25 protein-coding genes and 1 pseudogene are annotated in these 26261 nt (G+C 62.7%); 13 read left to right on the forward strand and 13 right to left on the reverse strand.

What is annotated here, in order from left to right:
* Window positions 1-31 precede the first annotated feature (31 nt).
* The 4 genes from J7E82_RS05935 to J7E82_RS05950 all read right to left on the reverse strand — a co-directional run bounded on the left by J7E82_RS05935 (window position 32) and on the right by J7E82_RS05950 (window position 2677).
* Window positions 32-421 (reverse strand): CBS domain-containing protein, encoded by a 390-nt coding sequence (locus tag J7E82_RS05935; RefSeq protein ID WP_214861468.1) that lies wholly within the window; start codon window positions 419-421, stop codon window positions 32-34.
* Window positions 422-452: 31 nt separating this feature from the next.
* Window positions 453-803, reverse strand: a complete 351-nt coding sequence (locus tag J7E82_RS05940; RefSeq protein ID WP_214861470.1) for a P-II family nitrogen regulator — start codon at window positions 801-803, stop codon at window positions 453-455.
* Window positions 800-2284, reverse strand: a complete 1485-nt coding sequence (locus tag J7E82_RS05945; RefSeq protein ID WP_214861471.1) for a DUF1538 domain-containing protein — start codon at window positions 2282-2284, stop codon at window positions 800-802. Before J7E82_RS05945 ends, J7E82_RS05940 begins: the two co-directional genes overlap by 4 nt.
* 120 nt (window positions 2285-2404) lie before the next feature.
* The gene (locus J7E82_RS05950; protein WP_214861473.1) at window positions 2405-2677 is read right to left on the reverse strand and encodes a hypothetical protein; all 273 of its coding nucleotides are present in this window, start codon (window positions 2675-2677) and stop codon (window positions 2405-2407) included.
* Window positions 2678-2847: 170 nt separating this feature from the next.
* Between J7E82_RS05950 and J7E82_RS05955 the strand changes: the two genes are divergently transcribed.
* The 3 genes from J7E82_RS05955 to J7E82_RS05965 all read left to right on the forward strand — a co-directional run bounded on the left by J7E82_RS05955 (window position 2848) and on the right by J7E82_RS05965 (window position 5881).
* Window positions 2848-3867, forward strand: coding sequence for a sensor histidine kinase (locus tag J7E82_RS05955; RefSeq protein WP_214861475.1), 1020 nt, complete (start codon window positions 2848-2850; stop codon window positions 3865-3867).
* A gap of 4 nt (window positions 3868-3871) precedes the next feature.
* Complete coding sequence (locus J7E82_RS05960) at window positions 3872-4525, forward strand: response regulator transcription factor (RefSeq protein ID WP_214861477.1); 654 nt, start codon at window positions 3872-3874, stop codon at window positions 4523-4525.
* A gap of 507 nt (window positions 4526-5032) precedes the next feature.
* Complete coding sequence (locus tag J7E82_RS05965) at window positions 5033-5881, forward strand: hypothetical protein (RefSeq protein WP_214861479.1); 849 nt, start codon at window positions 5033-5035, stop codon at window positions 5879-5881.
* A gap of 19 nt (window positions 5882-5900) precedes the next feature.
* Here J7E82_RS05965 and J7E82_RS05970 read toward each other — a convergent pair whose 3' ends face one another.
* A complete protein-coding gene (locus J7E82_RS05970; protein ID WP_214861481.1) occupies window positions 5901-7229 on the reverse strand; it encodes a hypothetical protein in 1329 nt (442 codons plus the stop codon).
* 278 nt (window positions 7230-7507) lie between these two features.
* Between J7E82_RS05970 and J7E82_RS05975 the strand changes: the two genes are divergently transcribed.
* Window positions 7508-8419, forward strand: coding sequence for a hypothetical protein (locus tag J7E82_RS05975; RefSeq protein ID WP_214861483.1), 912 nt, complete (start codon window positions 7508-7510; stop codon window positions 8417-8419).
* A gap of 227 nt (window positions 8420-8646) precedes the next feature.
* Here the strand turns inward: J7E82_RS05975 and J7E82_RS05980 are convergent, their stop codons facing one another.
* A complete protein-coding gene (locus J7E82_RS05980; protein ID WP_214861484.1) occupies window positions 8647-10170 on the reverse strand; it encodes a SulP family inorganic anion transporter in 1524 nt (507 codons plus the stop codon).
* A 178-nt stretch (window positions 10171-10348) separates the two neighbouring features.
* Between J7E82_RS05980 and J7E82_RS05985 the strand changes: the two genes are divergently transcribed.
* A complete protein-coding gene (locus J7E82_RS05985) occupies window positions 10349-10729 on the forward strand; it encodes a MerR family transcriptional regulator (protein ID WP_214861486.1) in 381 nt (126 codons plus the stop codon).
* A 241-nt stretch (window positions 10730-10970) separates the two neighbouring features.
* Here J7E82_RS05985 and J7E82_RS05990 read toward each other — a convergent pair whose 3' ends face one another.
* The gene (locus J7E82_RS05990) at window positions 10971-11126 is read right to left on the reverse strand and encodes a hypothetical protein (RefSeq protein WP_214861488.1); all 156 of its coding nucleotides are present in this window, start codon (window positions 11124-11126) and stop codon (window positions 10971-10973) included.
* Window positions 11127-11876: 750 nt separating this feature from the next.
* On the opposite strand from J7E82_RS05990, the gene J7E82_RS05995 reads away from it, so the two are divergent.
* The 4 genes from J7E82_RS05995 to J7E82_RS06010 all read left to right on the forward strand — a co-directional run bounded on the left by J7E82_RS05995 (window position 11877) and on the right by J7E82_RS06010 (window position 14898).
* Complete coding sequence (locus J7E82_RS05995; RefSeq protein ID WP_214861490.1) at window positions 11877-13403, forward strand: hypothetical protein; 1527 nt, start codon at window positions 11877-11879, stop codon at window positions 13401-13403.
* 5 nt (window positions 13404-13408) lie between these two features.
* Complete coding sequence (locus tag J7E82_RS06000) at window positions 13409-13858, forward strand: hypothetical protein (RefSeq protein WP_214861492.1); 450 nt, start codon at window positions 13409-13411, stop codon at window positions 13856-13858.
* A 54-nt stretch (window positions 13859-13912) separates the two neighbouring features.
* Complete coding sequence (locus J7E82_RS06005; protein ID WP_214861494.1) at window positions 13913-14563, forward strand: hypothetical protein; 651 nt, start codon at window positions 13913-13915, stop codon at window positions 14561-14563.
* A gap of 128 nt (window positions 14564-14691) precedes the next feature.
* Complete coding sequence (locus J7E82_RS06010; RefSeq protein WP_214861496.1) at window positions 14692-14898, forward strand: hypothetical protein; 207 nt, start codon at window positions 14692-14694, stop codon at window positions 14896-14898.
* Between the two features lie 107 nt (window positions 14899-15005).
* Here J7E82_RS06010 and J7E82_RS06015 read toward each other — a convergent pair whose 3' ends face one another.
* The gene (locus J7E82_RS06015; RefSeq protein ID WP_214861498.1) at window positions 15006-16277 is read right to left on the reverse strand and encodes a hypothetical protein; all 1272 of its coding nucleotides are present in this window, start codon (window positions 16275-16277) and stop codon (window positions 15006-15008) included.
* A gap of 510 nt (window positions 16278-16787) precedes the next feature.
* On the opposite strand from J7E82_RS06015, the pseudogene J7E82_RS06020 reads away from it, so the two are divergent.
* The 4 genes and pseudogenes from J7E82_RS06020 to J7E82_RS06035 all read left to right on the forward strand — a co-directional run.
* A pseudogene (locus J7E82_RS06020) lies at window positions 16788-17660 on the forward strand (YifB family Mg chelatase-like AAA ATPase); the annotation flags it as partial.
* A gap of 47 nt (window positions 17661-17707) precedes the next feature.
* Window positions 17708-18931: a DNA-processing protein DprA gene (dprA, locus tag J7E82_RS06025; RefSeq protein ID WP_214861505.1), complete on the forward strand. Its 1224-nt coding sequence runs from the start codon at window positions 17708-17710 to the stop codon at window positions 18929-18931.
* A 59-nt stretch (window positions 18932-18990) separates the two neighbouring features.
* Window positions 18991-19932: a tyrosine recombinase XerC gene (locus J7E82_RS06030; protein ID WP_308113638.1), complete on the forward strand. Its 942-nt coding sequence runs from the start codon at window positions 18991-18993 to the stop codon at window positions 19930-19932.
* Window positions 19933-20178: 246 nt separating this feature from the next.
* A complete protein-coding gene (locus tag J7E82_RS06035; protein WP_214861507.1) occupies window positions 20179-20682 on the forward strand; it encodes a DUF3145 domain-containing protein in 504 nt (167 codons plus the stop codon).
* A gap of 152 nt (window positions 20683-20834) precedes the next feature.
* Here the strand turns inward: J7E82_RS06035 and J7E82_RS06040 are convergent, their stop codons facing one another.
* The 5 genes from J7E82_RS06040 to J7E82_RS06060 all read right to left on the reverse strand — a co-directional run bounded on the left by J7E82_RS06040 (window position 20835) and on the right by J7E82_RS06060 (window position 25929).
* Window positions 20835-22070: a beta-ketoacyl synthase gene (locus J7E82_RS06040; RefSeq protein ID WP_214861508.1), complete on the reverse strand. Its 1236-nt coding sequence runs from the start codon at window positions 22068-22070 to the stop codon at window positions 20835-20837.
* Between the two features lie 138 nt (window positions 22071-22208).
* A complete protein-coding gene (locus tag J7E82_RS06045; RefSeq protein WP_208748976.1) occupies window positions 22209-22454 on the reverse strand; it encodes an acyl carrier protein in 246 nt (81 codons plus the stop codon).
* 166 nt (window positions 22455-22620) lie between these two features.
* A complete protein-coding gene (locus tag J7E82_RS06050; RefSeq protein WP_214861510.1) occupies window positions 22621-23670 on the reverse strand; it encodes a beta-ketoacyl-ACP synthase III in 1050 nt (349 codons plus the stop codon).
* Window positions 23667-24596 (reverse strand): ACP S-malonyltransferase, encoded by a 930-nt coding sequence (locus tag J7E82_RS06055; protein ID WP_214861512.1) that lies wholly within the window; start codon window positions 24594-24596, stop codon window positions 23667-23669. Before J7E82_RS06055 ends, J7E82_RS06050 begins: the two co-directional genes overlap by 4 nt.
* Before the next feature lie 88 nt (window positions 24597-24684).
* A complete protein-coding gene (locus J7E82_RS06060) occupies window positions 24685-25929 on the reverse strand; it encodes a CdaR family transcriptional regulator (protein WP_214861514.1) in 1245 nt (414 codons plus the stop codon).
* Window positions 25930-26261: the final 332 nt, after the last annotated feature.

Here is a 26261-nt window from a genome sequence, read left to right on the forward strand (position 1 = left end):
CCAACGTAGTGGTCAGCGGAGCGGGTGAATGTCACGTTAGTTCCTCCATGAGCCGGGCGAGGATGTCATTCATTGCGAGAAGTCCGACGAGCTGATTGCCTTCCACCACGACGAGCCGGCTGAGGTGATAGCGGCTCATCAAAGCGGCGGCCTGGCGGACGGACAACTGTTCGTTCACGGTGATGGCCGGAATCGTGGCTGCGTCATAGACGTTCAGGAGGTCTACATCGCCCTCCTGTGCAACGACGGTGTCCAGGAGTTCTCTGTAGCTCAGCATGCCGTAGGCGTCGTGGGCGTGCTGCCGCTCCACCACCAGACTCTTCACCTGGCGCTCTTTCATCATCGACAGCGCCTCCCGCAGGGTGCTGTAAGGGGAGATCGTGACGACCTCGGGGACCATGACATCTTTGACAGTGAGCATCTCTTTCCTCCTTGTAAAGTGCTGGACCGGCTCAGGTGTCCTCGCGGCGCAGGTGTTCCTCGAATCTGACGACCTGGCGCATGTCGATCCCGGTCAGGTGCTCGATGGGGATCGCGAAGGCCAGGCCGCGGGATTCCGTTCCTTGAACCAATGTCGAGTGCAGTTCCTTTAGGATCGGCGCGGTCAGGTGTGCCCCCACGACCATCAGCAGCACGGACTGGGTCCCTTCGAAGGTGAGCCCGAAAAACGTCTTCCTGGCCTTGCCCCCGATGCCCTTGCCCGGCAGGATGGTCACACCGGTGGCCCCGGCCCGTTGGGCGTGTTCGATCACCTTGTCTTCAAGCTCGTCCGGGGCGATCACGATGACTGCTGTGAATTTCATGCCGGCTCCCTCCTTAGGCGGGGAAATCTTTCCATCACCATGGCATACACGATGACGGAGATGACAGGGAAGATGGAGGCATACGCGATCAGGCCAAACCCGTCGATCAGTACGTTCCGGCCCTCCACGGCGGCCGCAAGGCCGATCCCGAGGGCGGTTACCAGCGGCACGGTGACCTCTGACGTCGTCACCCCGCCGAGGTCGAAGGCCAGCGCGATGATGTACTTCGGCGCGAAGAACACCAGCACGAGCGCGACCGCGTAGGCGGCCATGATGAAGTAGTGGAAGGGCCCTCCCACCAGAATGCGGTAGACGCCGAAGCCAATCCCGAGGGCGACGCCAACGGCGACAATCACCCGGACGGCGAACGCGCTGATCTTGCCCGGAGACGCGTCCTGCGCCTGTTCTCCGATGGCCACCAGGGCAGGTTCGGCCATCGTGACCGCAAAGCCGATGAGCAGCGCGAAGAGCAGGATCAGCGCCGGGACGCCCTGCTCGATCAGTTGCTCCGCCATCAGGGTCCCGAGCGGGAACAGCCCGAGCTTGAGCCCCACCACGAACGCATACAGCCCCACCAGGACCATGATGAAGCCTGTGACGACCCGCAGGGGGTGGGGCAGCCTGCGCCGCAGGGCGACCCATTGGAAGAAGAGAACAACGGCCACAATAGGCAGGACTTCCCGGACCATTGAGGCGAGGCCAAGGATCATGCCGACCACCCAACCCGTTGGCTCCTCCCCGGCGTCGGTGACCGGCGGGGCCGGCCCGGCCTCGCCGAAGGTGTAGACCCAGATGCCGTAGAGCTGGACCCCGATCATGGGCACCATCACGCACAGCGCGACCAGGCCAAAGCCGTCGGCGAGCAGGCTGCGTCCCCTGATGGAATTGGCCAGGCCGAGACCGATCGCCGCGATCAGTGGGACACTGACGATGTTGGTAGTGACCCCGCCCGAATCGTAGGCAAGACCAATGATCTCCGGCGGGGCGATATACGTCAGTCCCAGCGCCATCGCGTAGCCCGCAATCAACAATTTGTACACCGCCCAGCCCCGTAGGACCCGCAGGATGCCCAGGATCAAGACCAGCCCCACCGACACAGCGATGACGAAGCGCAGCACCAGTGCATTGATCCGGCCCTCGCTGACCAGCTGGGCCTGTTCCGCCACCGCGATCACGGCCGGCTCCGCGATGGAGGCGGCGAAGCCAATGGCAAACCCAAAGGGCAGCAACAACCCCAGTGCCCCGCTCCGGACGAACTGATTTGCCAGGTTCTTGCCGACTGGGAAGATACTCAGATCCAGGCCATACAGGAACAGGGCAATGCCCACAGCCACGATCAGGAGCCCCGCCACCAGCTCCAGTGGGTCATCGGGCATGGAGCGGAACACCAGCAGTTGGAACAGGACAACGACGAGAACGATGGGCAGAAGGTTCCTGAGCGCCTTGAGGAATTCGCGGGCGAATCGGCTGAGGTGCTCCATCGGGTCCTCTCCCGGAATGATCCTGCGAGTACCTGGCTTTTCAGTTCGCCGATCCAGCCAAGTCGCGTCTACCAACCGAGCCTCCGGTATGAATGGACGACACGGGCGGGTCCGCGATCGTCATTGCCCGCTCCCTGCGAGTCGGGCGACCCGGCGTTCGAGTTCGGCTATGCGATCGGTGATCGGCTGGCTGTGCAGGAGCTCGGCGACCTGATCGGCTTCGTCCTCCTCGAGCACGATCCGTGCCACGGCCCGATCGGGCTCCGCCGGGTCGTAAACGAAGATTTCGCGTCTGCCGGGACGCGTGACGAGGATGCGGAATTGCTGGCCGTCGCGGGTCTGGCAGTCGTGCAGCAAGCCGGAGCCGGGAACGGTGGAGTGGGTGGTCTCCATTGGGCCTCCGTTCCGTCGGTTCTAGGTGTAGATCCAGTCTCTACTTGCGGTCAGGGAAGGTGCCATTGGGCCTGACACCCATTTCTGATGCGCCGCGCGCATGGGTTTCAGCCGCCCGTGGGTGCGAGCCCTCATGGACAAAGGACGCGGGCCGCGCAAGGCTAGTACGCATGCGGACCGCGCTCGAAACCAGGGCCGCCGGAAAGGCACGCGGCGTGCCTTTGAAGGGACCGGCACAGTTGCTGTTCTGGCGACTGTTCATCATCAACGGATTGCTCTTCGCGGTGGGCACGCTCGTGTTGGCGCTTTCGCCGGCGACGGTGTCGTCGCCCGTCCTGCTCACCGAGGTACCGGTCCTGCTCATCGGGCTGGCGCTCATCCTCGCGGCGAACGCCGCACTGGTGCGGGCGAGCCTGGCACCGCTTGACGCGTTGACGACCGTGATGCGCCGGGTGGGCCTGTTGCGGCGCGGTGGCGACCGGGCGATCGAAGCCGGAAACGGCGACCTCGAGCATCTCATCCGCACGTTCAATGAGATGCTGGATCGGCTGGAGGCGGAGAACAGCGCGAGCAGCGCCCTCGCGCTGGCCGCGCAGGAGGGGGAACGTCAACGGATTTCGCGGGAACTGCACGACGAGATCGGCCAGAGTCTGACCGTCGCCCTCCTCAGTCTCAAGCGGGTCGTCGACCGGTCTCCCGACGATCTGCGCGAGGAGAGCCTCGTCGCCCAGGAGGCGGTCCGCGCGAGCCTGGAGGAGGTCCGCCAGATAGCGCAGCGTCTTCGCCCGGGCGTTCTCGCGGACCTTGGCCTGCGGAGCGCGCTGAGTTCGCTGGGCTCGGAGTTCTCCCGCTCGAGCGGGATCCCGGTGACCTGGGAGCTCGATGACGAGTTCCCCGAGCTCAGCGGGGAGGTCGAGCTGGTGCTTTACCGCATCGCGCAGGAAGCGTTCACTAATGTTGCCCGGCACGCGCACGCGACACGGGTCAATTTCGCGCTCATCTCGACGACGGAAGGGCTGACGCTGCGGATTCTCGACGACGGGAAGGGTGGCGACCTCCGGGAGGGCGCGGGCATCCGCGGGATGCGCGAACGCGCCCTGCTCATCGGTGCCGAGCTGACGATCGCCGCACGGCGTAGCGGGGGGACCGACGTTCGCCTCGTCGTTCCCGGCGTCGAGGCGGGGAGCTGAACTGATGGGCGAACCTATCCGCATCCTGCTTGCCGATGACCACGCCCTGGTCCGCCGCGGCCTTCGCCTGATCCTTGACGCGGAACCGGACCTCACCGTCGTCGCCGAGGCCGCCAACGGCACAGAGGCCGTCGCCGCCGCGACCGCGGGCGGGGTGGACCTCGCAGTTCTCGACATCGCAATGCCCCAGATGACCGGGATCCAGGCGGCACGACAGATATCGCGGAGCGCACCCGACGTGCGGATCCTCATCCTGTCCATGTACGACAACGAGCAGTACTTCTTCGAATCGCTCCGCGCAGGGGCCTCGGGCTATGTGCTCAAGTCAGTCGCAGACCGCGACCTCATCGAAGCATGCCGCGCAGCAATGCGCGGGGAGTCCTTCCTCTACCCCGGCGCTGTCACCGCGCTCATCCGCGACTATCTGGAACGCGACCGCCGTGGTGACCGTATGCCCGACAGCCTCCTCACTCCCCGCGAGGAGGAGATAACGAAGCTCATCGCAGAGGGAAACTCCACCAAGGAGATCGCCGAGATCCTCATGATCAGCATGAAAACCGTCGATCGCCACCGGGCCAATGTCCTCCAAAAGCTGGGGTTGCGCGACCGGCTGGACCTCACAAGGTTCGCCATCCGCACCGGACTCATCGAGCCGTAAACGGTCCCTCCAACATCAGGGAAGGCATTATGGAAATGGCAGGGCCGCCCGCGTTTCACCGAAACAGTCATAATGCGCTGGCGACTTCAACTCAAGCCGCCGGAATGCAGGTAGGCGTCAAAATGCGACAAATCCTCGGATGGTGCAACTCTGGTCGAACACTGATATCTAACGACATGCCTTCGGTCGAGGCCATGGCCTGACAGCACAACCGATTCATGAATAGTGTTTGCAACACGCACGAAAGGAGAGAGTTGCAGTTCAGTCCTGCAGCCTCACCGGGAAGGACCTGAAGATCGCCCCAGCACGATCATCCCCTGCACCTCAACCCAAGGATGCTGTTTGTTCCAAGGAGGCTGGAGCTCGCGACGAGACGGACGTGCCCTCACCGATATCTGATGGCGACAGCCCCATTGGGTCCAACAGAAGCCGGCGTTCCTGCATGTGCCGGAGCGATTAGCAGACCCGAGTACTGGCTCGGCCGGGCAGGTGGGAGATGATCACCGTATGGAACCCGGTGAGTCATGGGCCTACCGCGCCCGAGGTGTCGACCCCTTGGTGGAAGTGCGAGTCGTGCGACAGGGAGCACAGAAGCCAGCGCGGGTCCTGGTGTCCTTCCTTGCTGACAGGTTCGAGGGCAAGGAGGAATGGGTCCCGCCGGCCCGCCTCAAGGTGCTGTGGAGCCAAGCTGCAGAATTCGAGGCGCGTGAAGAGCGCTGGGCGCGAGTGAGCGCCGTCGGCCCGGACCAAGAGGACCCTCGGGAATACGCCGCCAGCGAGATCTTGGAGGCGTACGTGGACGCAGAGCTCGCCACGATCAACTACCGGGACGGGGCTTCGATCACGATCAGGCAGCCAGAGGTGCTGGCTGCTCGACTCGGCCTTCGGGCAAAACAACTGACCGACCACCCGGAGGCGTTCATTGAGGACGGAGCTGTGATCGCGCCCTGGCCGGCTACCGAGCTCGTCGCCCGCACCGTCGCCGAACAGAACGCGGAGAAGATCCTCCAGCGGGTGCAGACCGAGGAGAAGAAGGCGAGATACGCCGCGATCCACGGTGAGTATCAGTCTGGGGGACGAGGGGACGACTATATCTCACCCGAGATCTCTGAGGAGGTAGACCGCGAATTTTCCGCGCCGATCCGTGAAGTGCTGAGAGGTTGGTGCGGTGCTGAGAACGTCGAGCGATTCGATGAGCTGGTCGAGCTACGCAAGGAGATCAAGCGAGTCGGTGAAGTCGCCCAGAGCGCGATCAACGCCTTGCGCGCTCACGGTCACCCGGCGCTCGCCTCCCAGTTTGAGAGCGAGCTCGGCACGCCCGTCGAAATGCTGCGCGCCGACCAACCACCCAGATGAGCTCAGCGCCTGGATCCCTCTACCGGGGAGGAGGACGCCAAACGCTCATCCCGCGCGGCATGAAGGCCTCCAGATCGCTGTCTTTGATGTCCTCCGCCGGCTTGACGTAGACGAGATCCGCCGGGCGGTGCAGAGGATCGGTGCGGTCGGCCTCCGACTTGGTCCATGCTGCCCAATGATGGGCCTGGAGCGAAGCCTCGGCATCGTCCATGGCATCGGCTTGGCGGTCGATCCTGTCTGCGTAGCGGCGGAGGTCTTCGGCCCGGCGGGAGGCGGCGAGTTGATCGTCGAGCCGGCGGCGGTTCAGGTCGGTCACGTAGAGCTGTTTCGCCCGGTCGAGTGCCTGTTCCCATGCCTGTCGGCGTTCGATGCGTTCGCGCTCGTCACGTGCGCGCTTTTCGATGGTCTCGATCGTGGACTGCTCGACGTAGGCAAAGAGGTCCGGCAGACGATCGGCGAGGCTCCAGCGCTTCCTATCCGCCCATGAGACGGGGGAGTTGCGCGAACCGGTTTGGATGGCCAGTCTTCCTGAGCGGACCTTCTGTACAGTCGACCGAACCCGCTGCCAGGGGTACTTCGCCTCTTTGAGCTCGTCCTCGCTTACTACGGGGCGGTTCTCGTATTCCTCGAACATGAAGAAGCCTGTGGAGACGCCGTCCACGCTGATCTGGAAGGTCGGTGCGTTGTCAGGACGCAGGTTGAACTCGTAGCCTCGTCGGCCGCACTCGTCCGCGATGGCCTGCAGCACCAGCAGGGCCCGTTGGCGAGACGAGTCCGCAACGTCGAGGAGCTCGGGGCGCTCGTCCCGCAGCGTCCGCACCGTCTCGTCTACGGTCTCTAGGGTGGTGGGGGCAGGTATGGGCGGAAGCTTCTCCTCGCTCTGACCGGCGTCATAACGCGAGATCAGGCGAATCACGAGGTCGCCGCGATCACGGCCTGTATGGCGCAGCAAGTAGCCCTCGGGCGCTGCGCCCGCGGAGATCACTTTGCTGATCGCCGAGCGGTACAGAGCGCGCGTGTTCGGCGCAGGATCGGGGATGGTGAGGACGCCGTCGCGGGCTTGAAGCTCGGCAATGAGATCAACCGAGGAGAGCTCGACAGCGACACGGCTATTCTTGCGCTGCTCCGCAGCCGCGGAACGTGGGCCCCCTCCTTCGGGATTCGGCCGGTACTGACGATGCTCTAGGTAGTAGCGGCCGTCGTCGGTCACCTGCGCCGACCACGAGTTTCGGCGACGGTCCACGGTGACTAGGCCCCGATCGTCCAACGCGTAGGTCGTGCGTTTGTAGGAGTAGTCCTCCCACCACCCGTCCGGGCACCCGTCCACCACCCACTTCAGGACTCTCATCTGGCGCTCCGACAATGGTTGATAGCGGTTGACCATGCGCATCATTGTCTCTTGGGAGGTGTGCAAGAGCTAGGTACGTTGAGGACAACGGGACGACGGAGGAACAGCTGATCCCATCGGCCCGGACATTCCTGAGGCGGGTTAAGCAGGACCTGAATTTCGTGGGTAACGGCCACAAGTGGTGTGGAAACCTAAGTGGTCAAGCACCGTCGTCTCATGCTTCGGCCGTAGCCCCGTATCCCCTCGACTTGACCGGAGCTTTGGACAAAGATCGAGGAATGCACGCCGCCGAGAACCGCGATCCAGCCGACCAGAAACCTGCGCCAGGGAGCCTGCTGACACGAGTACCGGGGCGGGCGCGGCCTCAGAAGGAGGCGCTCCAGGAGTTCGAGAAGGCTGTGGCCGAGCTTCGGCAGCAGTACGAGCCAGTGTTCTGGCCACTCTTCGTCCCGGAAGCCAAGGAAATGTTTCGCTGGCGCGTCGAGTTGGAGTGCGGCTGCACGCATGAGGTCTTCACGCACGGGGAGGACAAGTACCCGGACGATCGCAGCAACCTCGACCCCATCACCCGACGCCGGCTTCCCGTCGGCGAGTACTGGTGCCCGACCGAACACGGCCCTATCCAGAAGCCGTATCGCGACATCGTCGAATGGGTCGATCGGAAGATTATGGAGTTCCCGGCGGACCCTGAGGAGCCGGAGTACGACTGGATGGACGTCGAGATTTGGGCGAAGATCCGGAAGCCCGGGCCACACTTGTCGGCGTTCTGGCGGGTCAAGCTCGCCTGCGGGCACTATGACCAGGTCTGCACTGACGTTGATTGGAAGCCCGAGGACGGGCCCAAGATAGTGTCCGAAGAGCGCATCTCGGAGATCCGGCGAGACTTCGAGGAAAGTTGGGCAGCAGCGGATAACACTGGATGGCCTGAAAAGGGCTCCGAGCGAGACCACATCCGGAAGATGATCGACCTGCGCTGGCCGCGCCCCGAGCCAGAGAGGGACTGCTTCGCGTGTACGCAGGTAGGGCGGATCACCGGCTACCAGCGGATCGGCTGGCTGGTTTCGAAGACGAGTCCGGCACCGGCCTCGTCGCCGGGCATCGACCGGAAGAAGATTGAGGCCCGGCTTGCCGCGGCAGAGGCAGAGGTCCAGCGGCTGCGCAAGCAACTCGACAACCCCAACGACGCCTGACTCCGCATTCGTTTTGCTTTGGCTGGACCCATCTCCTAAGTCATCGATCTCTGGCGAAAGTTATGCCATGGGCGTCGTTGACCTACCGCGCCGCGTTCCCGATATCGATTGTCGAGGCGACCAGCTGGCCGGAAAGATGAATCTAGCTCTTGGCCTTGATCTGCACCCCATATGTAAAGAGCTCCCCTTCCAGTTGCAAGGGGAGCTCTTGAGGATCACGGGTTGGTTCAGTGTCCGCCGCCGAGTTTGCCGCCGAGGCGTTCGCGCATGAGCACACTGGCGTCGTTGAGGCCGATGATCTTCACATCTTTGCCGTGGCGGTGGTACTTCTCGGTGATGGCGTCCAGCGCTGCGATGGTGGAGGCGTCCCAGAGGTGGGAGGCGTGCATGTCGATGATGACGTTTTCGGGGTCGAGTGCGTATTCGAACTGGGTGTAGAGGTCGTTGGAGGAGGCGAAGAATAGCTCGCCGTCCACGACGTAGGTGGCAGTTTCGTGGCCGCCAATGGTCTTGACGGTCCGTTCGACGGTGACGAAGTGTGCGACCCGGCGGGCAAACAGCACCATGGCAACAATGACGCCAACCCCGACGCCGATTGCCAGGTTGTGGGTGGCGACTGTGCCGACAACGGTAGCGACCATGACGAAGGTTTCGCTCTTGGGCATCATTTTCAGGGTGCGGGGGTGGATGCTGTGCCAGTCAAACGTGGCCCAGGAAACAAAGATCATCACTGCAACGAGCGCCGCCATAGGGATCACGGAGACAACGCCGCCGAGGACGACGACGAGGATCAGCAGGAAGACGCCGGCAAGGAAGGTCGAGATCCTGGTGCGTGCGCCGGAGGCTTTGACGTTGATCATGGTCTGGCCGATCATCGCGCAGCCACCCATGCCGCCGGTGAACCCGGTGACGATATTCGCCACGCCCTGACCCCAGGCCTCACGGGTCTTGTAGGAGCGGGTGTCGGTGACGTCGTCAACGAGCTTGGCCGTCATCAGAGATTCGAGCAGTCCCACGAAGGCCATTGCCAGGGCGAACGGAAAGATAATCTGCAGCGTTTCGAGGCTGAACGGCACATTCGGGATGAACAGTGTCGGCAGGGAATCGGGCAGGTCGCCCTTGTCGCCCACGGTCGGAACCGCGACGGCGGCGAACACGGTGATCAGTGTCAGGACCACGATGGCCACCAACGGGGCAGGCACTGCCTTGGTGAGCTTTGGCAGGCCGAACACGATCGCCAGGCCCAAAGCGACGAGGGGGTAGACGAGCCAAGGGACTCCGAGGAGTTCCGGGACCTGGGACATGAAGATCAGAATGGCCAGGGCATTGACGAATCCCACCATCACCGAGCGGGGAATGAACCGCATCAGTTTCGCAACGCCGGACAATCCCAGGATTACCTGGAAAATGCCCGCAAGGATCACCGCGGCAACGAAGTAGTCCACGCCGTGGGACTTCACCAGCGGGGCGATAACCAAGGCGATCGCACCGGTAGCAGCGGAGATCATGGCAGGGCGGCCACCAACAAAGGCGATGGTGACGGCCATGGTGAAGGAGGCGAACAGCCCGATCCGAGGGTCGACGCCGGCGATGATCGAGAAGGCGATGGCCTCCGGGATCAGGGCCAGGGCAACGACGAGCCCGGCGAGCACTTCGGTCTTGAGCCGGCGCGGTGACATCATGGTGCCCCGGACCGACTGCAACTGTTCGGGTGTGTAGGCCGGGGCTTCCCCGGCGGTTTTGACGGCCATTGCTGGCTCCGTTCGTGGTCAAGAAGACACGCTGATGCGGCTTCGTTTTTGCGAATGCATGTGGGGGCGCAGCGCCGCGCCGGGAAGTGGAGGAAGTAGTCTGCAAGGTCTCACCCACTATCAAAACTCTACCCTAACGTGATGGTAGAGTTGCAATCAGAACAGGACGGAGGCACTGATGACTGCCAAGATCAGCAGCACCAACACCATGCACATCGGCGAGCTGGCGGAGCGGACAGGTCTGTCACTGCGTACCATCCGGCACTATGACGACGTGGGGCTGCTGCCTGCTACTGCCCGGACGGAGGGCGGGTTCAGGGTGTTCTCGGAGGACGACTTCGAGCGCCTCATGGTCATCAAGCAGATGAAGCCTTTGGGATTCTCGCTGGAAGAAATGGCTGAAATCCTTGCCCTCCTTGGAGCGCCGGACAGCGCGTCGCCGGACGGATCCGTGGCGCTGGCGGAATTTCTGGAGAGGGCTGTGCATCAGCGGGCCAAGATGGCGCGGAACCTGGCTCAGGCCGATGAGTTCATTCAAAGGCTCAGCGCCCGGTCCTGAATAGTCGTCCAGGCAGTGGGCCTAGCCGCCTCCCGGCGGTGTCTGGCGAAAAGTTGTGAGGTAGGTGTTGCAGCCCTGCCGCGCCCCACGCCTAAGCAAAGCAGCCGTTCAGGTGGAAGTTTCGCGACCCATCCCGGACTTGAGAGTTGGTGCGGATTCTGGCGATCCTCCAGGCTGTCCCTATGCATAACGGGGCGAGATGGGTTCACGACTCCAGGCCCAGCGGGCCCCCAGGTCGAGGCTATTCCGGATGTCCGTCTACGACGTCGCGCTGGCCGCCGCCCCTACTGGTGCGGGTCAATCCCAGGTCTGGCCGCACCAGCAGCGGCCTTCCTTGTGATCCTGGATGACGAGGACCCGTTCCTCCGAGCATGATGATGTCTTCGTGGCTGAGCATGGCTCCAGTGCAGCATCAGCGGCCGGCTGCCGGGTAGGGGAGTCGTTGAGTATGTGGAAAACCGATGGGATTGCAGTCTCTGCGGGCGGGCGCTGCGATGCAAGCGCGCCATCGAGTGCGCGGCAGACTCTTCGGCGTGTCCCGTGTTCAAGTCGTGAGTGCCGCCGCCGCATGTGGGCGCGGTGCGGTAAGTCTGGCCATCTCCGCTCGGGTTCTTTACGTGAGCGGGAGATACCAAGGCGTCAGCATCTCCTCTCTTTTTCCTTCGCGGGGTCAGAACTCGAGAGTTGGTGAACATGTGGTGATCGCAGTGGGATGGGCCTGTTTGTGCTGATTTAGCAGGGATCTGTTCACCCCGTCTTATCACCGCAAAACATACCCCTTACATAGACCCCCGGGTCCCTGTCCTTAACCATGGGGATGACGATGCACTCGTATACGAGGCATTTCGGGCGTCGACACGGTTGCCGCGGACGTCCTGGAACCGGGTGATCAGCCGTCGAGTCTGGGGGCCCATGAATGGTCTTAGGAGCGGCCGCCACGCAGCCTAAGTTCTCGAAGACGAGCGTCGCACTCGGCTGCGTGTACCGGACAGGCACTCCGGTAGGCGGCTTCTGCGCGGTAACCCGTTGCCTTCGGCACTAACGGGCCCCAGCTGGCCGTCGGCGGCTTCAAGGTCATTTTCTGGCCCGCCGCCGTGGCAAAGGGCCAGCGTGAGCTCAGGTCAGTAGCGTAGGCAGCAGGGACAACGTGGATGGTCTGCCGCATTCGAGAGCTTGGGGAGAAATGGGAAGCGACACGGGGCATATGGGGGACCTGCGAGTCCTGATGGACACAAACATTGTTCTCGCCATCGAGGGTGATGAGGATGCAGATCACGTCAACCACCGGTCGGCGTCGAACGTTTATCGCCTAGTTCTGGACGCTGGGGGCAAGATCTCCATCGTGGAGAATCAATTTGACGACATCTCGCGGATTCAAGATCGCCAGCTAAGGGACCGCCGGCGCCGTCAGTTGGAGAAGTATCCGCGGTTGGGACGTGTTGAACTCACCACAGGATTCCTGAATGAGGCACGTTATGCACCGTATCTGGGGGCCCGCAGTAACGACGGTGTGGACGCCGCGCTGCTTCTTACACTGCAACGTAACGCCGCCACCTGGCTGATAACTGAGGACCGAAAGCTCCACGCGCATGCTCGTCATGCGGGACTTCAAGAGCGCGTGATGATGCTCGATGACGCCCAAGGGGTGTTGACGGCACTGTCGGGGCAGCTGCCAGTTCATTATTCGGTCGATGACGTCCAGCCTCACACCATAGATCCCGTCCAACCGTTCTTTGATTCACTCCGAGCTGATTATGGTGACTTTTCCAGCTGGTGGGAGAAGGTGGTTGCCGAAAGACGGAGCTGTTTGGTCATAGGGGGCGGTAGGGACATCCGTGGCCTGGCGGTCCTCGATCGTCAGGAACCGGAAGTGTCCGGATTGACCGGGAACAGCGTGAAGATCTGCACGTTCAAGATTGCCGAAGCCAACCAGGGCAAGAAACTGGGAGAGACACTGCTGGAAGCCGTCATAGCCCGTATCCGGTCGATGCGGGCTGACACCTGCTTCATCGAGGCTTCCTTGGACAAAGAGCCCTTGCTCGCGATGCTGAGGGAGTTCGGCTTCTTCGATTTGGGGCCCAAACCCGGGGCGTCAGGACAAATTGTGCTTGGCAAGATCCTGGAGCCCAGCGTCGACCAAGAGCCGCCTGAGCACCCACTCGAGTACAACAGGCGCTACGGCCCTGGAAAGCGACGTGTGAACAGGGCATTCCTCGTCCCTATCATTCCGGTATTCCATAGCATGCTCTTCCCTGCGTCCGAGCCACAGCAGTCCTTCTTCGATTCGACCTATGGAAACGCGATCCGTAAGGTATACATCTGCCACTCGGGTATAAAAACGTTGGAGCCGGGCGACACCCTTTTCTTTCTCCGGACGCACGAAAGGCGGGCTGTGCACGCTGTCGGCGTCGTTGAAGAAACACGACGCACCAGCGTCCTGGCCGACGTGCTGAGCTTCGCCGGAGCACGCACCGTATACCGTGCCGAGGAACTCCAGAAGATGTGCGCAAAGGAAGTACTGGCGGTCAAATTCAGGCTTGACCAAGTGCTCGACGCGCCAGTGTCGCGCGAAAACCTCAAAATGCTGGGAGTCATGGAAGAGTCCCCGCAATCCATCGCCCAAATCAAATCAGAGGAAGGAATTCAGTGGGCAAGAACGCTCCAGGAAGGGTAGCCCTGATGTCTATCAGGCCGGAGTTTGCCAATGCGATTCTCTCCGGCGAGAAGGTTGTGGAGTTCCGCAAGCGGCCCGTCGCCGATGACGTCAGCCACGTTCTGATCTATGCCACGATGCCTGTTGGCTCACTTCTTGGGTGGTTCGCTGTCCGCGGGCAGAAGACCATGTCCCCGAAGAGGCTCTGGTCCACATTCCGTGCAGTTGGTGGGATCTCAAAGAGCAGGTTCTTTGACTACTACGACCAGCGGGAGCACGGAACAGGCATCCTGGTCGAGACCGTCGGCCGATTCCCTAAACCGGTTCCCCTGTCTGAACTCGGCACGACCCTTCGTCCCCCACAGAGCTTCCAGTATCTGACCGCAGCGCAGACAGAGACATTCTTCAAGATGGTGCAGCCCCAGCCCAATGTTGAGTTGGACTCCGAGCTGCATCCGCTGGCTCGCGTTGGCTGATGTTCCCGGCGAAGCGTGAGCGCCCAACGCCATAACGCACCATAGGCTCAGGGCATGAGGAAGAATGAGCCGGCACTGGTTTGGCACTATACCGATGGTGCCGCTTTGATGAATATCCTTGCGAAGAACGAGCTGTGGGCGGGTTCGGCGGCGTTCATGAACGATACGAACGAACTACTGAGTGGCAGCATCCAGCTTCGAAAGCATTTTGAGGATCAGCGGGCAGCGCTGCCGGCGGACGTCATCGAGGGGTTGGAAAGATACATTCCCGAAGTGAGGGAGAGATCGCGGCATTCTTTTGTGCTTTCCGCCTCCTCTGACGGCGACAGCCTGACCATGTGGCGCTACTACGGCCGCGATCAAGTCCGCTTCGCAGTCGGGCTCGACCGAAACGAGCCCCTGGTTCCGCTGGCACGTCTGAAAGAGGACACCCACCCGAATCCGCCGGTGGGCTACTGGGACGATATGTATGACAAGGAAGCCGATGGGCAGATCGCGACCCACCCTGACGGAACCCCCGTGGTCATTTTTGACCCGGATTCCTTAATGATTGAGGGCGGTGACTGGAAGCCCGTGGTCTACGATCCGGCGCAACAGACAAAGATCATCGCCGAGATATTCGAAAACCTTCGTAAAGGCGTTGAGAGGCGCATTTCGCCTCTCGAACCTGGCCGTCTCCGGTGTGGCTCTTTCCCTACCTCATGAATGAGTCCTTAGACCTAATCAAAAACGCAGGCTTTCTCGATGAACGGGAAGAACGGATCATTATGTGGCCCAACCCCGATTGGAAGTTTGTCTTCCACCGCCCTGGGCCCTTTGGGCTAGTTCCCTACGTGAAGCTCACGTCTCTGGGCGGCGACAACGATGACATGCATGAAAATCGCTTCGCCACCGAACCGGGACGGCTGCCGATACGGGAAGTTCGTATAGGCCCAACTCCATATAGTTCCGAGGCCACCGCCAGCCTGAAGCAGCTGCTGGACTTCCACGGCCTACATGACGTCAAGGTCTCCTGCAGCGAGATCCCCTTTCGCCAGTAGGAAGGCCTTAGTTGGCTCGGGCACGCCGCCGCCGCAGACGGAGCAAAGCCGGTGATCCTAGCCCCGGCGGTGTGGCACGTGCGGAAACTCGAGTCCTCATTGGTCTGCTAGCCCCGCCTGAAGGCGCTTCCCAGGGGAAGCTGGTTGAGCGCGGCGAGGACCGGACGCCATTCTGCGGTGAGGCGGCTATAGGTAGTGATTCCACCGAGCGTTGGCCATCCGTGCTCGTCTCGGGTGAATTCACGGAGCATCATCAGCCTTCGGCCATCGCGGGTGGCTGCAACAACTGCGAGGGCTTCGTCACGTTCGGGCTTGAGATCGTAGAAGGTTCCGTCGTGTTGGTGGATCTTTCTGGTTCTGCCGGCCCGGCGGGCGGTCCAAAGCTCTGACGTGAAGATGAACCCGTCGGCCTGAGTCACCCGGATGCGCTCGGCCATTTGCTGGAACAGCGCAATCTTCATGGTGCCGCCGCCAGCCGCCGCAATCTGAAAGGCGCCGATGTACTGGCTGCCCTTGTACAGCATCATCCAGGGGAGCGCTTCGCTGTCGACGGTGAGGAACAGCGAAGCGCGTCGTAGCTGTCGGGGCGCCACGTGGATGGGGTCGCCTTTGAGCTCGAAGTAGTCTCCGTAATGCTGACCCAGTTTGTCCGGCGTCATATCCGGGTCTCGTTCGATTGAGGCCACCTTTATGGCAAGGCCTTGACGGGTTTCTATGTCAGCGCTTTGCATCAGTGGTGCCTGGGGCATCCACGCCATGCAGTCCGGAAGGCTAAATCCGCGGGCGTCGCGATGGCAGCTCCTTTCGGGCAGCCCCAAACCGCTGCAGTCGTGGTCTTCGTCAGAATGGAAGGACCGCACCAGTTGCGCAACGTTGCGGTACAGATGGGTTCCGGCTTCCAGGAGCTCGGTGTCCGGAAGGGTGTTGGCGACCCACTTCCTGGAGATCCTGATCAGCCCCGTTCGGATTCCTTCGGGGGTGCCCATAAGGAAGGCGGTAAGCAGGTCTTCGTTGCTTGTCTCGGGATTCGCGTCTATGCGGCGGGTCACTGTGTCATGGCGCGAGCTGGTGTATTCCATCCAGGCGACGCTGTGAAGTGAAAGGTCTGCCTCATGGATGACCAGGTTCCGAGACTTATCACCCCACCGGTGGTACCGGTCGGCGGCTAAGGACGCTTTCCACTCGTTGATCTTTTCTTCCGCTCCGGGGATGACCCGTTTCTTCCTGCTGATCGTGTCGATGGTGCTTTGGACTGCGGTGAGGAAGGAGTTATAAGTGCGTCGGAACTTATGCACGTCGAAGTAGGCATCGAGTGCGTCATGCCACTCGGCATGGACGTCATCCAGGCGCCGGTGGCTGTCAGGAACGGGACAATGCATGCGTTCAGGTTACGGCCCGCCCGGGTTGGGGTGCGTACAGAGGGTGGAAAAGCGCCTCCGTCGGCAGTCCGGATGACGAGGACTCGTTCCTCTCAGAGCAGGATGATGTCTTCGTAGCTGAGCAGGGGTCCAGCGCAGCATCAGCGGCCGGCTGCCGGTACGGGAGGCGTGGCGTCTGCAGAAAACGCCTGCGATTGCAGCCTGCGGGCGGGCGCTAACGATGGAAGCGTGCCATCGACTCCGCGGCAGCCTCTTTAGCGTGTCCGCTGGTCAAGCCGTGGTTGCGCGTCCGCCGCAGGTGGGCGCGGTGCGGTAAGTCCTGGTGATAACCATCGGGCCCCTTTGCGTGAGGGGAGATGCCAAGGCGCCAGGCGTCTCCTCAGCTTTCCATCGCGGGAACTGAGCCTCGCCAACCAGTGTGTATGTGGTGATCGCACTGGGATGGGTCCGTTTGTGCTGATTTCGCAGGGATCCTTTCTCCTCGTTTGGTGAGCACAAAACCTACCCTTCACATGGCCCCCGGGGGCCGGCAAAACGATGCTGGCGGAGCGACTGCCAGGACTCTTGCCCGACCTTGGCGACCACGAGGCCATGGAAGTCACCGCGATACATTCTCTGAGCGCCGTGCCATCCTCGGCTGTGTCCCTGCGACGACGGCCTCCCTTTGAAAGCCCACACCACAGCGCCACTGCCGCTGCCATCATCGGCGGCGGTTCCGGCCTTCCCCGCCCCGGCGCGGCATCGCGGGCACATAGGGGCGTACTGTTCCTCGACGAGGCTCCCGAATACGAGCGACGTGTCCTGGATGCGCTGCGACAGCCCTTGGAAAGCGGAGAGCTGGTGATCCACCGCTCCGGTGGAACGGCGGCCTATCCCGCACGGTTCCAGCTCGTCCTGGCAGCCAATCCGTGCCCCTGCGGAAAGGCTTCCGGCAAGGGAGTTGACTGCACCTGCACGCCAACCATGCGTCGGCGCTATTACGGCAGAATGTCCGGCCCACTGCTGGACCGCGTTGACATACAACTCCAGGTGGAGCGGGTGTCACTGTCTGCGTTCGGCCAGGGCGGGACCGAGGAGGATACGGGAACCGTGGCGCGCAGGGTCGCGGCGGCGCGTGCTCGTCAATTGGAGAGGCTGGGTCCGTTGGGCATGGAGACCAACTCCCAGGTCCCGGGACGTGTCCTTCGGGGGCAATTGAAACTGCCTCCGGCCACCACCCGGATTCTGGATGCCTCCTTGGAACGGGGAATCCTCACAGCACGCGGCTATGACCGCGTCCTCCGTCTCGCCTGGACTTTGGCTGACCTCGACAGCCACGAACGGCCCGATGGGAATCATGTTGGACAGGCCCTGGGCCTGAGGCAGGCCGCTGCGGCGGCGTGAAAGGACCATCAATGATGGAATTAGCAGATTCTCCCCAAACGCCAGCAATGAGCAAACAGGCGTTCAATAAACAGGCGTTCAACAAACAGGAACAGGAACGGTTTGCGCGGGCTGCCCTTTCCCGGCTGCTGGAGCCGCAGGATTCCATAGGACTCGCGCTGGTTCGTGCCGCCGGCGCGATCGATGCACTAAAGATCGCGACAGGTCGGCTCAAAGCGGGTCCTCAACTCGAGCAGGAAATGACGGCCCTTCTCAGCAACGGCGGGGCTGCCTCTTCCTGGGGAGGGATTTCCGCCTCATTGAAACGATGGGCACCCCGGGTTGACGACCTGGCTCCAGAACGGGACCTTGCCACCATGAAGCGTCTTGGGGGACGCATGATCGTACCGGGCGACCCACTCTGGCCCCGACAGTTGGAGGACCTTGGCCTGCAGGAACCGCTTTGCCTCTGGTGGCGGGGGCATGAGGACGAGTTCCCGGCCGCAAGCTCCACTGTCGCGCTAGTGGGCTCCCGTGACAGCACCAGCTATGGGGCGTCCGTCACCGGTGACTTGGCCCATGGCCTTGGCCAGCGGGGCTACACCATAGTCTCGGGTGGCGCCTATGGCATCGACGCCCACGCCCACCGCGGAGGCCTGAGCGGAGGGGCAGGGACCATGCCTACCATCGCTGTCATGGCCGGGGGAGTGGACCGCTACTATCCTTCAGGGAACGAGGACCTGCTTCGGGCGGTGGCCAACCAGGGTGCTGTCATAGCGGAGGTGCCACCGGGATCAGCACCCACCCGATACCGCTTCCTCCAACGCAATCGAATAATCGCCGCTCTTGCCGCCGTTACTGTTGTTGTCGAGGCCCGATGGCGTTCCGGGGCCCTGAACACGGCGCATCATGCAGAAAGTATCGGGCGGACAGTCGCCGCGGTGCCCGGTTCAATCCATAGCGCGAACTCTGCGGGCTGCCATCGCCTCCTGAGAGACGGCGGAGCAGTGTGCGTCACCGACGTGGGCGAGATCGCTGAACTTGCGGGCCCGAGCGGAACAGCACTCGTCTCCGAGCGGAGCACCGACGGCGCTGACCACGACGGCCTAACTTTGGAAGATCTGATTCTCCTCGACGCACTGCCGCTTCGGTCTGCCAGTTCCGTGGAGAAGTTGTCGGTGGTTGCGGGGCTCAGCCCTGAGGCCGTCAGGGCAGGCCTGGGCCGTCTGGGACTACTGGGACTCGCCGTGACAGTTGGCGGAAGCTGGAAGAGGGCACGCAAGGGAGCCTGAAACCAGTGCTGACTATGTTGCTGACGTACTATCTTGCCCGTCACTGGCAAAGTTGGACTGTGGAACAAAAAAACACGGAAGCAAGCGTTGAGTCGACGGAGCTGCACGGCAAGGTCGACGGCTTCCGCAGGCATCTTGAGGGCGAGCGGGCAAGGTCGGCGCATACTGTCCGGGCCTATCTCTCCGACGTGAACAGTCTTCTGGAATTTGCGGCAGCCGAAGGAGCAGGCCGCTTGGAAGATGTGGACCTCGGCACGCTGAGGCGTTGGCTTGGTGCACAGAGTGAGGCAGGACTTTCCAGAGCAACGTTGGCCCGCAGGGCTGCGACCGTCAGGTCCTTCATGGCATGGGCTGTCCGCGAAGAGTTGCTGGCCACAGACCCTGCGCTCCGCCTTCAAGCCCCCAAACGCACAAAGTCGCTTCCGGGAGTGCTCCAGCAGCAGCAGGTGACAACAGTTTTCGACCGGCTGGCGCAGGCCGCCAAAGAAGGCGATCCGGTCAGTCTCCGGAATCGAGCCATGGTTGAACTCCTCTATGCCACGGGCATTCGCGTGGGCGAACTGTCCGGACTGGACGTGGATGACCTGGATGCCGACCGGCGCTCACTGAGGGTCATCGGCAAGGGCAACAAGGAACGGACGGTTCCGTATGGGCTTCCCGCCGCTCTCGCCGTCGACGATTGGCTCAGGCGTGGCCGAGGCCATCTGGCCCGCTCGTTCAGCGGTCCTGCACTTTTCCTGGGGCTGCGTGGGAAGAGGGTGGATCAGCGGCAAGTGCGCAGCGTCGTCAAGGAGCTGCTCCTCGCGCTTGGCGATACTTCAGCAACCGGGCCGCACGCCTTGCGGCACTCAGCGGCCACACACCTGCTGGATGGTGGTGCCGATCTTCGCGCAGTGCAGGAGATCCTGGGCCACAGCAGCCTGGCCACCACGCAGATCTACACTCACGTTTCTGTGGACAGGCTGCGGAAGAGCTATCAGCAGGCCCATCCGCGTGCTTAGTTACGTCACTGACGCTTGATTCGATCTCCTGTAGAAATTGCACTGGCGTAATTTCGCAGGGTGGGGCAAAATAAGACAAAAGTTCGGGAACATTCAAGCTGTGCTTGAAGCCGACCCTTTCCGGAGAGTGTTCCGGATCAACTGAATAACTGGTGGTTAGCCGGACAAGCGGAAAACGCAGGCAACTAATTTCATCCAGAGGTAGAGGTCGTTGGGGAAGACGTACCTACAGCTATGGAGGATGGAATGTCTGTTGCAATGACTCGCGGTGTCCTGTTTGTTCACTCGGCCCCCACCGCGTTGTGCCCTCATGTTGAGTGGGCCATCGGATCGGTCGTGGACAAGCGAACCGATCTTGAGTGGACCGCTCAACCCGCTGCGCCCGGAATGTATCGCGCCGAGCTGTCCTGGACCGGTGCGCCGGGCACCGGCGCACAGCTTGCCTCCGCGCTCCGGGGCTGGACGCATCTTCGCTATGAGGTCACAGAGGAGCCGAGCCAGGGCGTCGATGGCGCACGCTGGTCCCACACCCCTGAACTGGGGATATTCCATGCCGTTACCGATGTACACGGCAACATCATGGTTTCGGAGGACCGCATCAGGTACGCCTACGAAGCCGGCGCCGGGGACCCGGCAGCCGTATACCACGAATTGTCCCTCGCCCTTGGTGAGGCCTGGGACGAAGAGCTGGAACCTTTCCGGCACGCAGCCGAGGGTGCACCGGTGCGCTGGCTGCACCAAGTGGGGTAGCGAGCGCCAGGAACCCGGGCGCAATTCCATAGCAAGTGCCCGACAAAACAGCCAGCCACTGCGCAAACAACAGGAGGGCCTCCACCATGTGGTGGAGGCCCTCCTGTTACCCACTCTCTTTGCCGTGTTCAGTGGCGTAAGGGAGTTCGAGCCTAGACGTTGCGAACCGCGATGACTGCGTTGTGTCCGCCGAAGCCGAACGAGTTGCTGAGCGCCACGATGTCGCCGCCCGGCAGCTGACGCGGTGCTGTGACGACGTCCAGCGGAATCTCGGGATCCTGGTTTTCAAGGTTGATAGTGACAGGTGCCTGGCGCTCGTAGACTGCGAGAACCGTCAGCACGGCTTCTACGGCGCCCGAAGCGCCCAGCAGATGGCCCATCTGGGACTTGGTGGCCGATACCGCCACACTGTCCACATGGGTCCCCAGGGCGGCGCGGAGAGCCGTGTATTCCGGCTTGTCACCTACGGGAGTGGAAGTAGCGTGGGCATTCACGTGCACCACGTCCTCCGCCTGGATCCGCCCGTCAAACATGGCGGCCTTGAGGGCACGCGTCGCGCCAAGGCCCTCCGGATCGGGAGCCGTGATGTGGTACGCATCGGCGGTCACGGACGTGCCCGCGAGTTCGGCGTAAATGCGGGCGCCGCGGGCCAGGGCATGTTCCTCGGCCTCGAGTACCAGCGCACCGGCGCCTTCACCCATGACGAAGCCGTCACGGTCCACGTCATAGGGCCGGGAGGCGCGCTCGGGTTCGTCGTTGCGCCGCGACAAGGCCTGCATCGACGAGAACGCTGCCAGGGGCATCGGATGGATTGCCGCTTCTGCGCCGCCGCACATGACGACGTCGGCCTTGCCCGAGCGGATGAGCTCAAGGCCCTGGTGCAGCGCCTCAGTGCCGGAGGCACAGGCGGAGACAGGGGTGTGGGCGCCGGCGCGGGCGCCCAGGTCCAGGCTGACCGCGGCGGCGACACCATTGGGCATCAGCATGGGAACTGTCATTGGCAGCACTCGGCGGGGGCCCTTGTCGCGCAGGGTGTCCCAGGCGTCCAGGAGGGTCCACACGCCACCGATGCCTGTTGCAAAGGCGACGGCCAGCCGGTCGTGGTCGATTTCGGTAATTCCGGAGTCGGCCCATGCCTCGCGGGAAGCAATGACGCCGAATTGCGTGGACGGGTCCATGCGCTTGGCCTCAACGCGGCTGAGGACATCCAGCGCCGGAGTCGAGCAGCGTGCAGCAAAGGTGACCGGAAGTTCGAATCGGGCCACCCACTCGTCCTCGAGCGTGTGGGCACCGGAAACCCCTTGCAGCGCGTTCTTCCACATCGTGGGTACGTCGCCGCCAATGGGCGTTGTGGCGCCCAGGCCGGTAATGACTACTTTGCGTGCCATGCGATCACTCTCTGTCGGATCAGCCGTCTCCGCTGCGGTTCCTCGCAGGGATCGGCCGTGAAAACTTTGGGTGTTTTTGCGGCTGTGCCGGGCCGGGATGCGTTTGCACATCCCGGCCCGGCACAGCGGGAGCCAGGATTAGGCCTGGGCGTTCGAGATGAAGCTGACAGCATCGCCGACGGTCTTGAGGTTCTTGACCTCTTCGTCCGGGATACGGACGCCGAACTTCTCTTCGGCATTGACCACAATGGTCATCATGGAGATCGAGTCGATGTCCAGGTCCTCGGTGAAGGACTTGTCCAATTCCACGGCCTCGGGGGCAAGGCCGGTTTCCTCGTTGACGATTTCAGCCAGGCCGGCCAGGATTTCTTCGTTGCTAGCCATTGTTGGCTCCTTTTCTTGTTGTTCCGGCACCAGGACCGGAAAGGGGGCAAACCGTGATTACGGCTTGGATTTTGAAAAGACTTGTTTCATATGTAGTTGTCTCTGGCTGAAACGCCAGTCCCGCCTTCAACGCCACGCCACGGCTTCAGCGCCAGGTCCCGCCTGCCTACGGCAGGACGACGACCTGAGCCCCGAACACCAGTCCGGCGCCGAATCCGATCTGCAGCGCCAGTCCGCCGCTGAGCTCGGGGTTCTCCTCCAGAAGGCGATGGGTAGCCAGCGGAATCGAAGCGGCCGATGTGTTGCCGGCTTCCGCAATGTCGCGGCCCACCATCACCGTTTCCGGTAGCTTGAGCTGCTTGACCATCTCGTCAATGATCCGCATGTTCGCCTGGTGCGGGACGAAGGCTGCGAGGTCGTCGACCGTGATGCCCGCAGCATCCAACGCCCGCTGGGCCACCTTGGCCATTTCCCAGACTGCCCAACGGAATACCGTCTGGCCGTCCTGGCGGAGGGTGGGCCAAACCGCGGCGGCCGCCGCTACGGCACCCTCCTCGTTGGCGTGCGTGGCCGCAGCATGATCGCGGACATCCAGGAGCGAGTGCGTCATCCCGATCGCATCCCACTTGCTGCCGTCGGAACCCCAAACCGAAGGACCGATGCCGGGAGTGTCCGAGGGACCGATGACAACGGCTCCAGCTCCGTCACCAAGAAGGAAGGAAATGGTGCGCTCGGAGTTGTCGATGACGTCGGAGAGCTTTTCGGCGCCAACCACGAGGACGTAGTCTGCGGCGCCGGAGCGGACCAGGGCATCACCCTGGGCTATTCCATAGCAATAGCCCGCACAGGCCGCCGAGATGTCGAAGGCAGGGGCCGGAGTAGCTCCCAGCCGGTCCGCCAGGTTTGCTGCAGCCGATGGTGTGGCGAAAGGATGCGTCACCGTGGAAACAATGACGGCTCCAAGCTGCGAGGCGTCGATCCCGGCCTTGTCCAGTGCTTCGCGTGCTGCGCCCTCCGCCATGTCGATGACGCTGATCTCGGCGGGAGCGCGGTGACGCGTGACGATGCCGGTCCGTTGGCGGATCCACTCATCCGAGGAATCGATCCACTGGCAGACGTCGTCATTGGTGACGATCACGTCCGGGCGGTAGGCGCCCAGACCGACGATGCGGGAGTGTTCGTGAACGTTTGACTGCTTCAGGGACGGGACGCTCATGCCTGTCCCTCCAGCTCAGCGAAGAGGGCAAGCGCCGCCGACAGGTCCTCGGGTGTCTTCACCGCGACAGTCTTGACGCCAGGCATGCCACGTTTGGCCAGTCCGGCCAGTGTGCCGGCTGGCGCCAGCTCGATCAGGCCGGTCACGCCGCGCTGCACGAGGGATTCCATGCAGAGGTCCCAGCGAACGGGACGGGATACCTGGGCAATCAGGCTGTCGACGACGGCGGCGCCCTCGGTGACTTCTCCGCCGTCGTAGTTCGACAGCAGCGGAACCGACGGGTTCTTGGGGTTCAGGGAAGGCCGCAGGGCCTCGAGCGCACTCACTGCCGGAGACATATGGGATGTGTGGAACGCGCCTGCAACCTTCAGCGGAATGACGCGAGCCTTGGCAGGCGGGTTCTCGGCGAGCGACTTCAACTGCTCGAATGTCCCGGCGGCCACAGTCTGGCCGGCACTGTTGACATTGGCAGGTGTCGCGCCGGCGGCTTCGATCGCAGCCAGAACCTCCGCAGGCTCTCCACCAACGACGGCGCTCATCCCGGTGGGCGTAACGGCAGCGGCGGCAGCCATGCTGTTGGCGCGTTCCCGGACGAAGGTCATGGCGTCGTCCTCACTTAGGACGCCTGCCAGCGACGAGGCCGTAATCTCGCCAACCGAGTGGCCCGCCAGGATGACGGGAAGGGTGCTGAGTTCGACGTCGAACAGTGACTTTGCGGCAACCAGGCCGGCGGCGACGATCAGGGGCTGTGCGACAGCCGTGTCCTTGATGGTCTCCTCATCGGAGGTAGTGCCGTGGGCCTTGAGGTCGATGCCCGCTATTTCGCTCAGGGCGGCCAGATGGCCTTCTACGGAAGGAAGTTCCAGCCACGGGGCGAGAAATCCAGGGGTCTGGGAGCCCTGTCCAGGGCAGACGATTGCGAGCACGTATCCAGCTTTCCAAATGCGCGAGTAATCCAACGGTGTTTTCGTACACCAAGCTCGCCGGGTCAGTTTGTAGGAAGTCTACAACGGTTCAGGGCTGTGACCGGGTCGGTTGACGTTCGGGCGGGGCCTTGGGCTGGGCCGAGAGACGGCCCACCACCAAGGCAGTTTGCAGGACAAAAGCCTCCCGCGGAAGGAGCGGATCCCACCCGGTGACGTCGCAGACACGCTTGAGCCGGTACCGGACAGTGTTCGCGTGCACGAAGAGCTCCCTGGCCGTGGCTTCCAGGGAATGGCCCAGCTCCAGGTAGGTCCCAAGCGTCTCCACCAGGCCATTTGAAGCGGCGAGCAGTGGCCGGTAGATGTTCTTGATCAGGGAACGCCGCGCCGCGTCATCGCCTGAGACCACCCGCTCAGGAAGCAGGTCGTCGGCCGCGACTGGTCTGGGTGCCGACGGCCAGGCCTTTGCGGCGGTCAGGCCCGCGAACGCCGCTTGGGCAGAGCTGCTCGCTTCCAGCAGCGAGCCGGCCTCCGGGCCGTAGACCACCGCTCCGGGCGCAAAGAGCTCGCTGAGCTTCAAGTAGGCCGTGTCACGGTCCTGGACTCCGCCAAGGATCAGGATGAGCCGATCGCCCTGGATTCCCACCAGCGCATCCTCGGCATAGCGGCCAGCGGTCCTGCGCAGCTCGCTGACATAGCTGGCGCTGGGTTCCGACGGCGAATTGCCCACCATCACCGTGAAACGCTCCTGGGCCTTCCAGCCAAGTGCCGCAATCCGCGATCGCAGGGCGTCAGTGTTTTCCCCGCGGAGGATGGCGTCCACGATGAGGGCCTCAAGCCGCGTATCCCAGGAGCCACGGGATTCCGCAGCCCGTGCATACACATCTGCGGCCGCGAAGGCTACTTCCCGCGAATAACGCAGGACAGCCTCCCTCAACGACGGCTGGTCAGACTCCGGGGCAATGACGGGAACCTGGTCTTCTACCACCTCCACCACGATGCGGATGAGCTGAAGTGCCTTCTGCAGGCTGATGGACCGGGTCAATTCAGTGGGGGCGTTGCCGAAGACATCAGTGAGGATCCACGATGGAGAGCTGGGACGCTCATACCAGGTAACGAAAGCGGCGATGCCGTTCTGGGCTACCAGCCCAAGGGCAGAGCGTTCATCAGAGCTCAACCGGCTGTACCACGGCAGGGACTTTTCCAGCTGGCGCATGGTGGATGTGGACAATTGCCCCACGTTGGCGCGAAGCTGCCTGAGGGTTTCCGCTTTCTCAGGCGAGAGCGCACGCGATGCTGCCTTGCGCTTGGTTGGGGTGCTTGTCGGCTCTGCCATGCTTTGAGCATACGGGTCATCTCCCAGGACCTCCATTTGTGCGAAGGCTACAACTGGCCTTGTCGCCGGTCACAGGGTCCGAACCGCCGCCTGACAGGGGAATCTTCTGGTGGTTGAGCAACCGCCTGGGATGTTAACGGCCGACGGCGGTCCCGCCTGTTGTGCGGAACCGCCGTCGCTTATTGCCTCATGCTTTAGGTTCGGGACGTGCTGTAGGTTCGGGACCTATGATTCGCCACCCGCGTTGCCGGTGGTACCGGCATTGACGTTGAGGAGCCGATACTTCTCGATTGCCTGCGCCGGTGCCTGGACATCGACTTCGCCGCGGCGGG

Origin of the sequence: Arthrobacter sp. ISL-30, from assembly GCF_018613855.1 — a bacterium.
GTDB lineage: Bacteria > Actinomycetota > Actinomycetes > Actinomycetales > Micrococcaceae > Arthrobacter.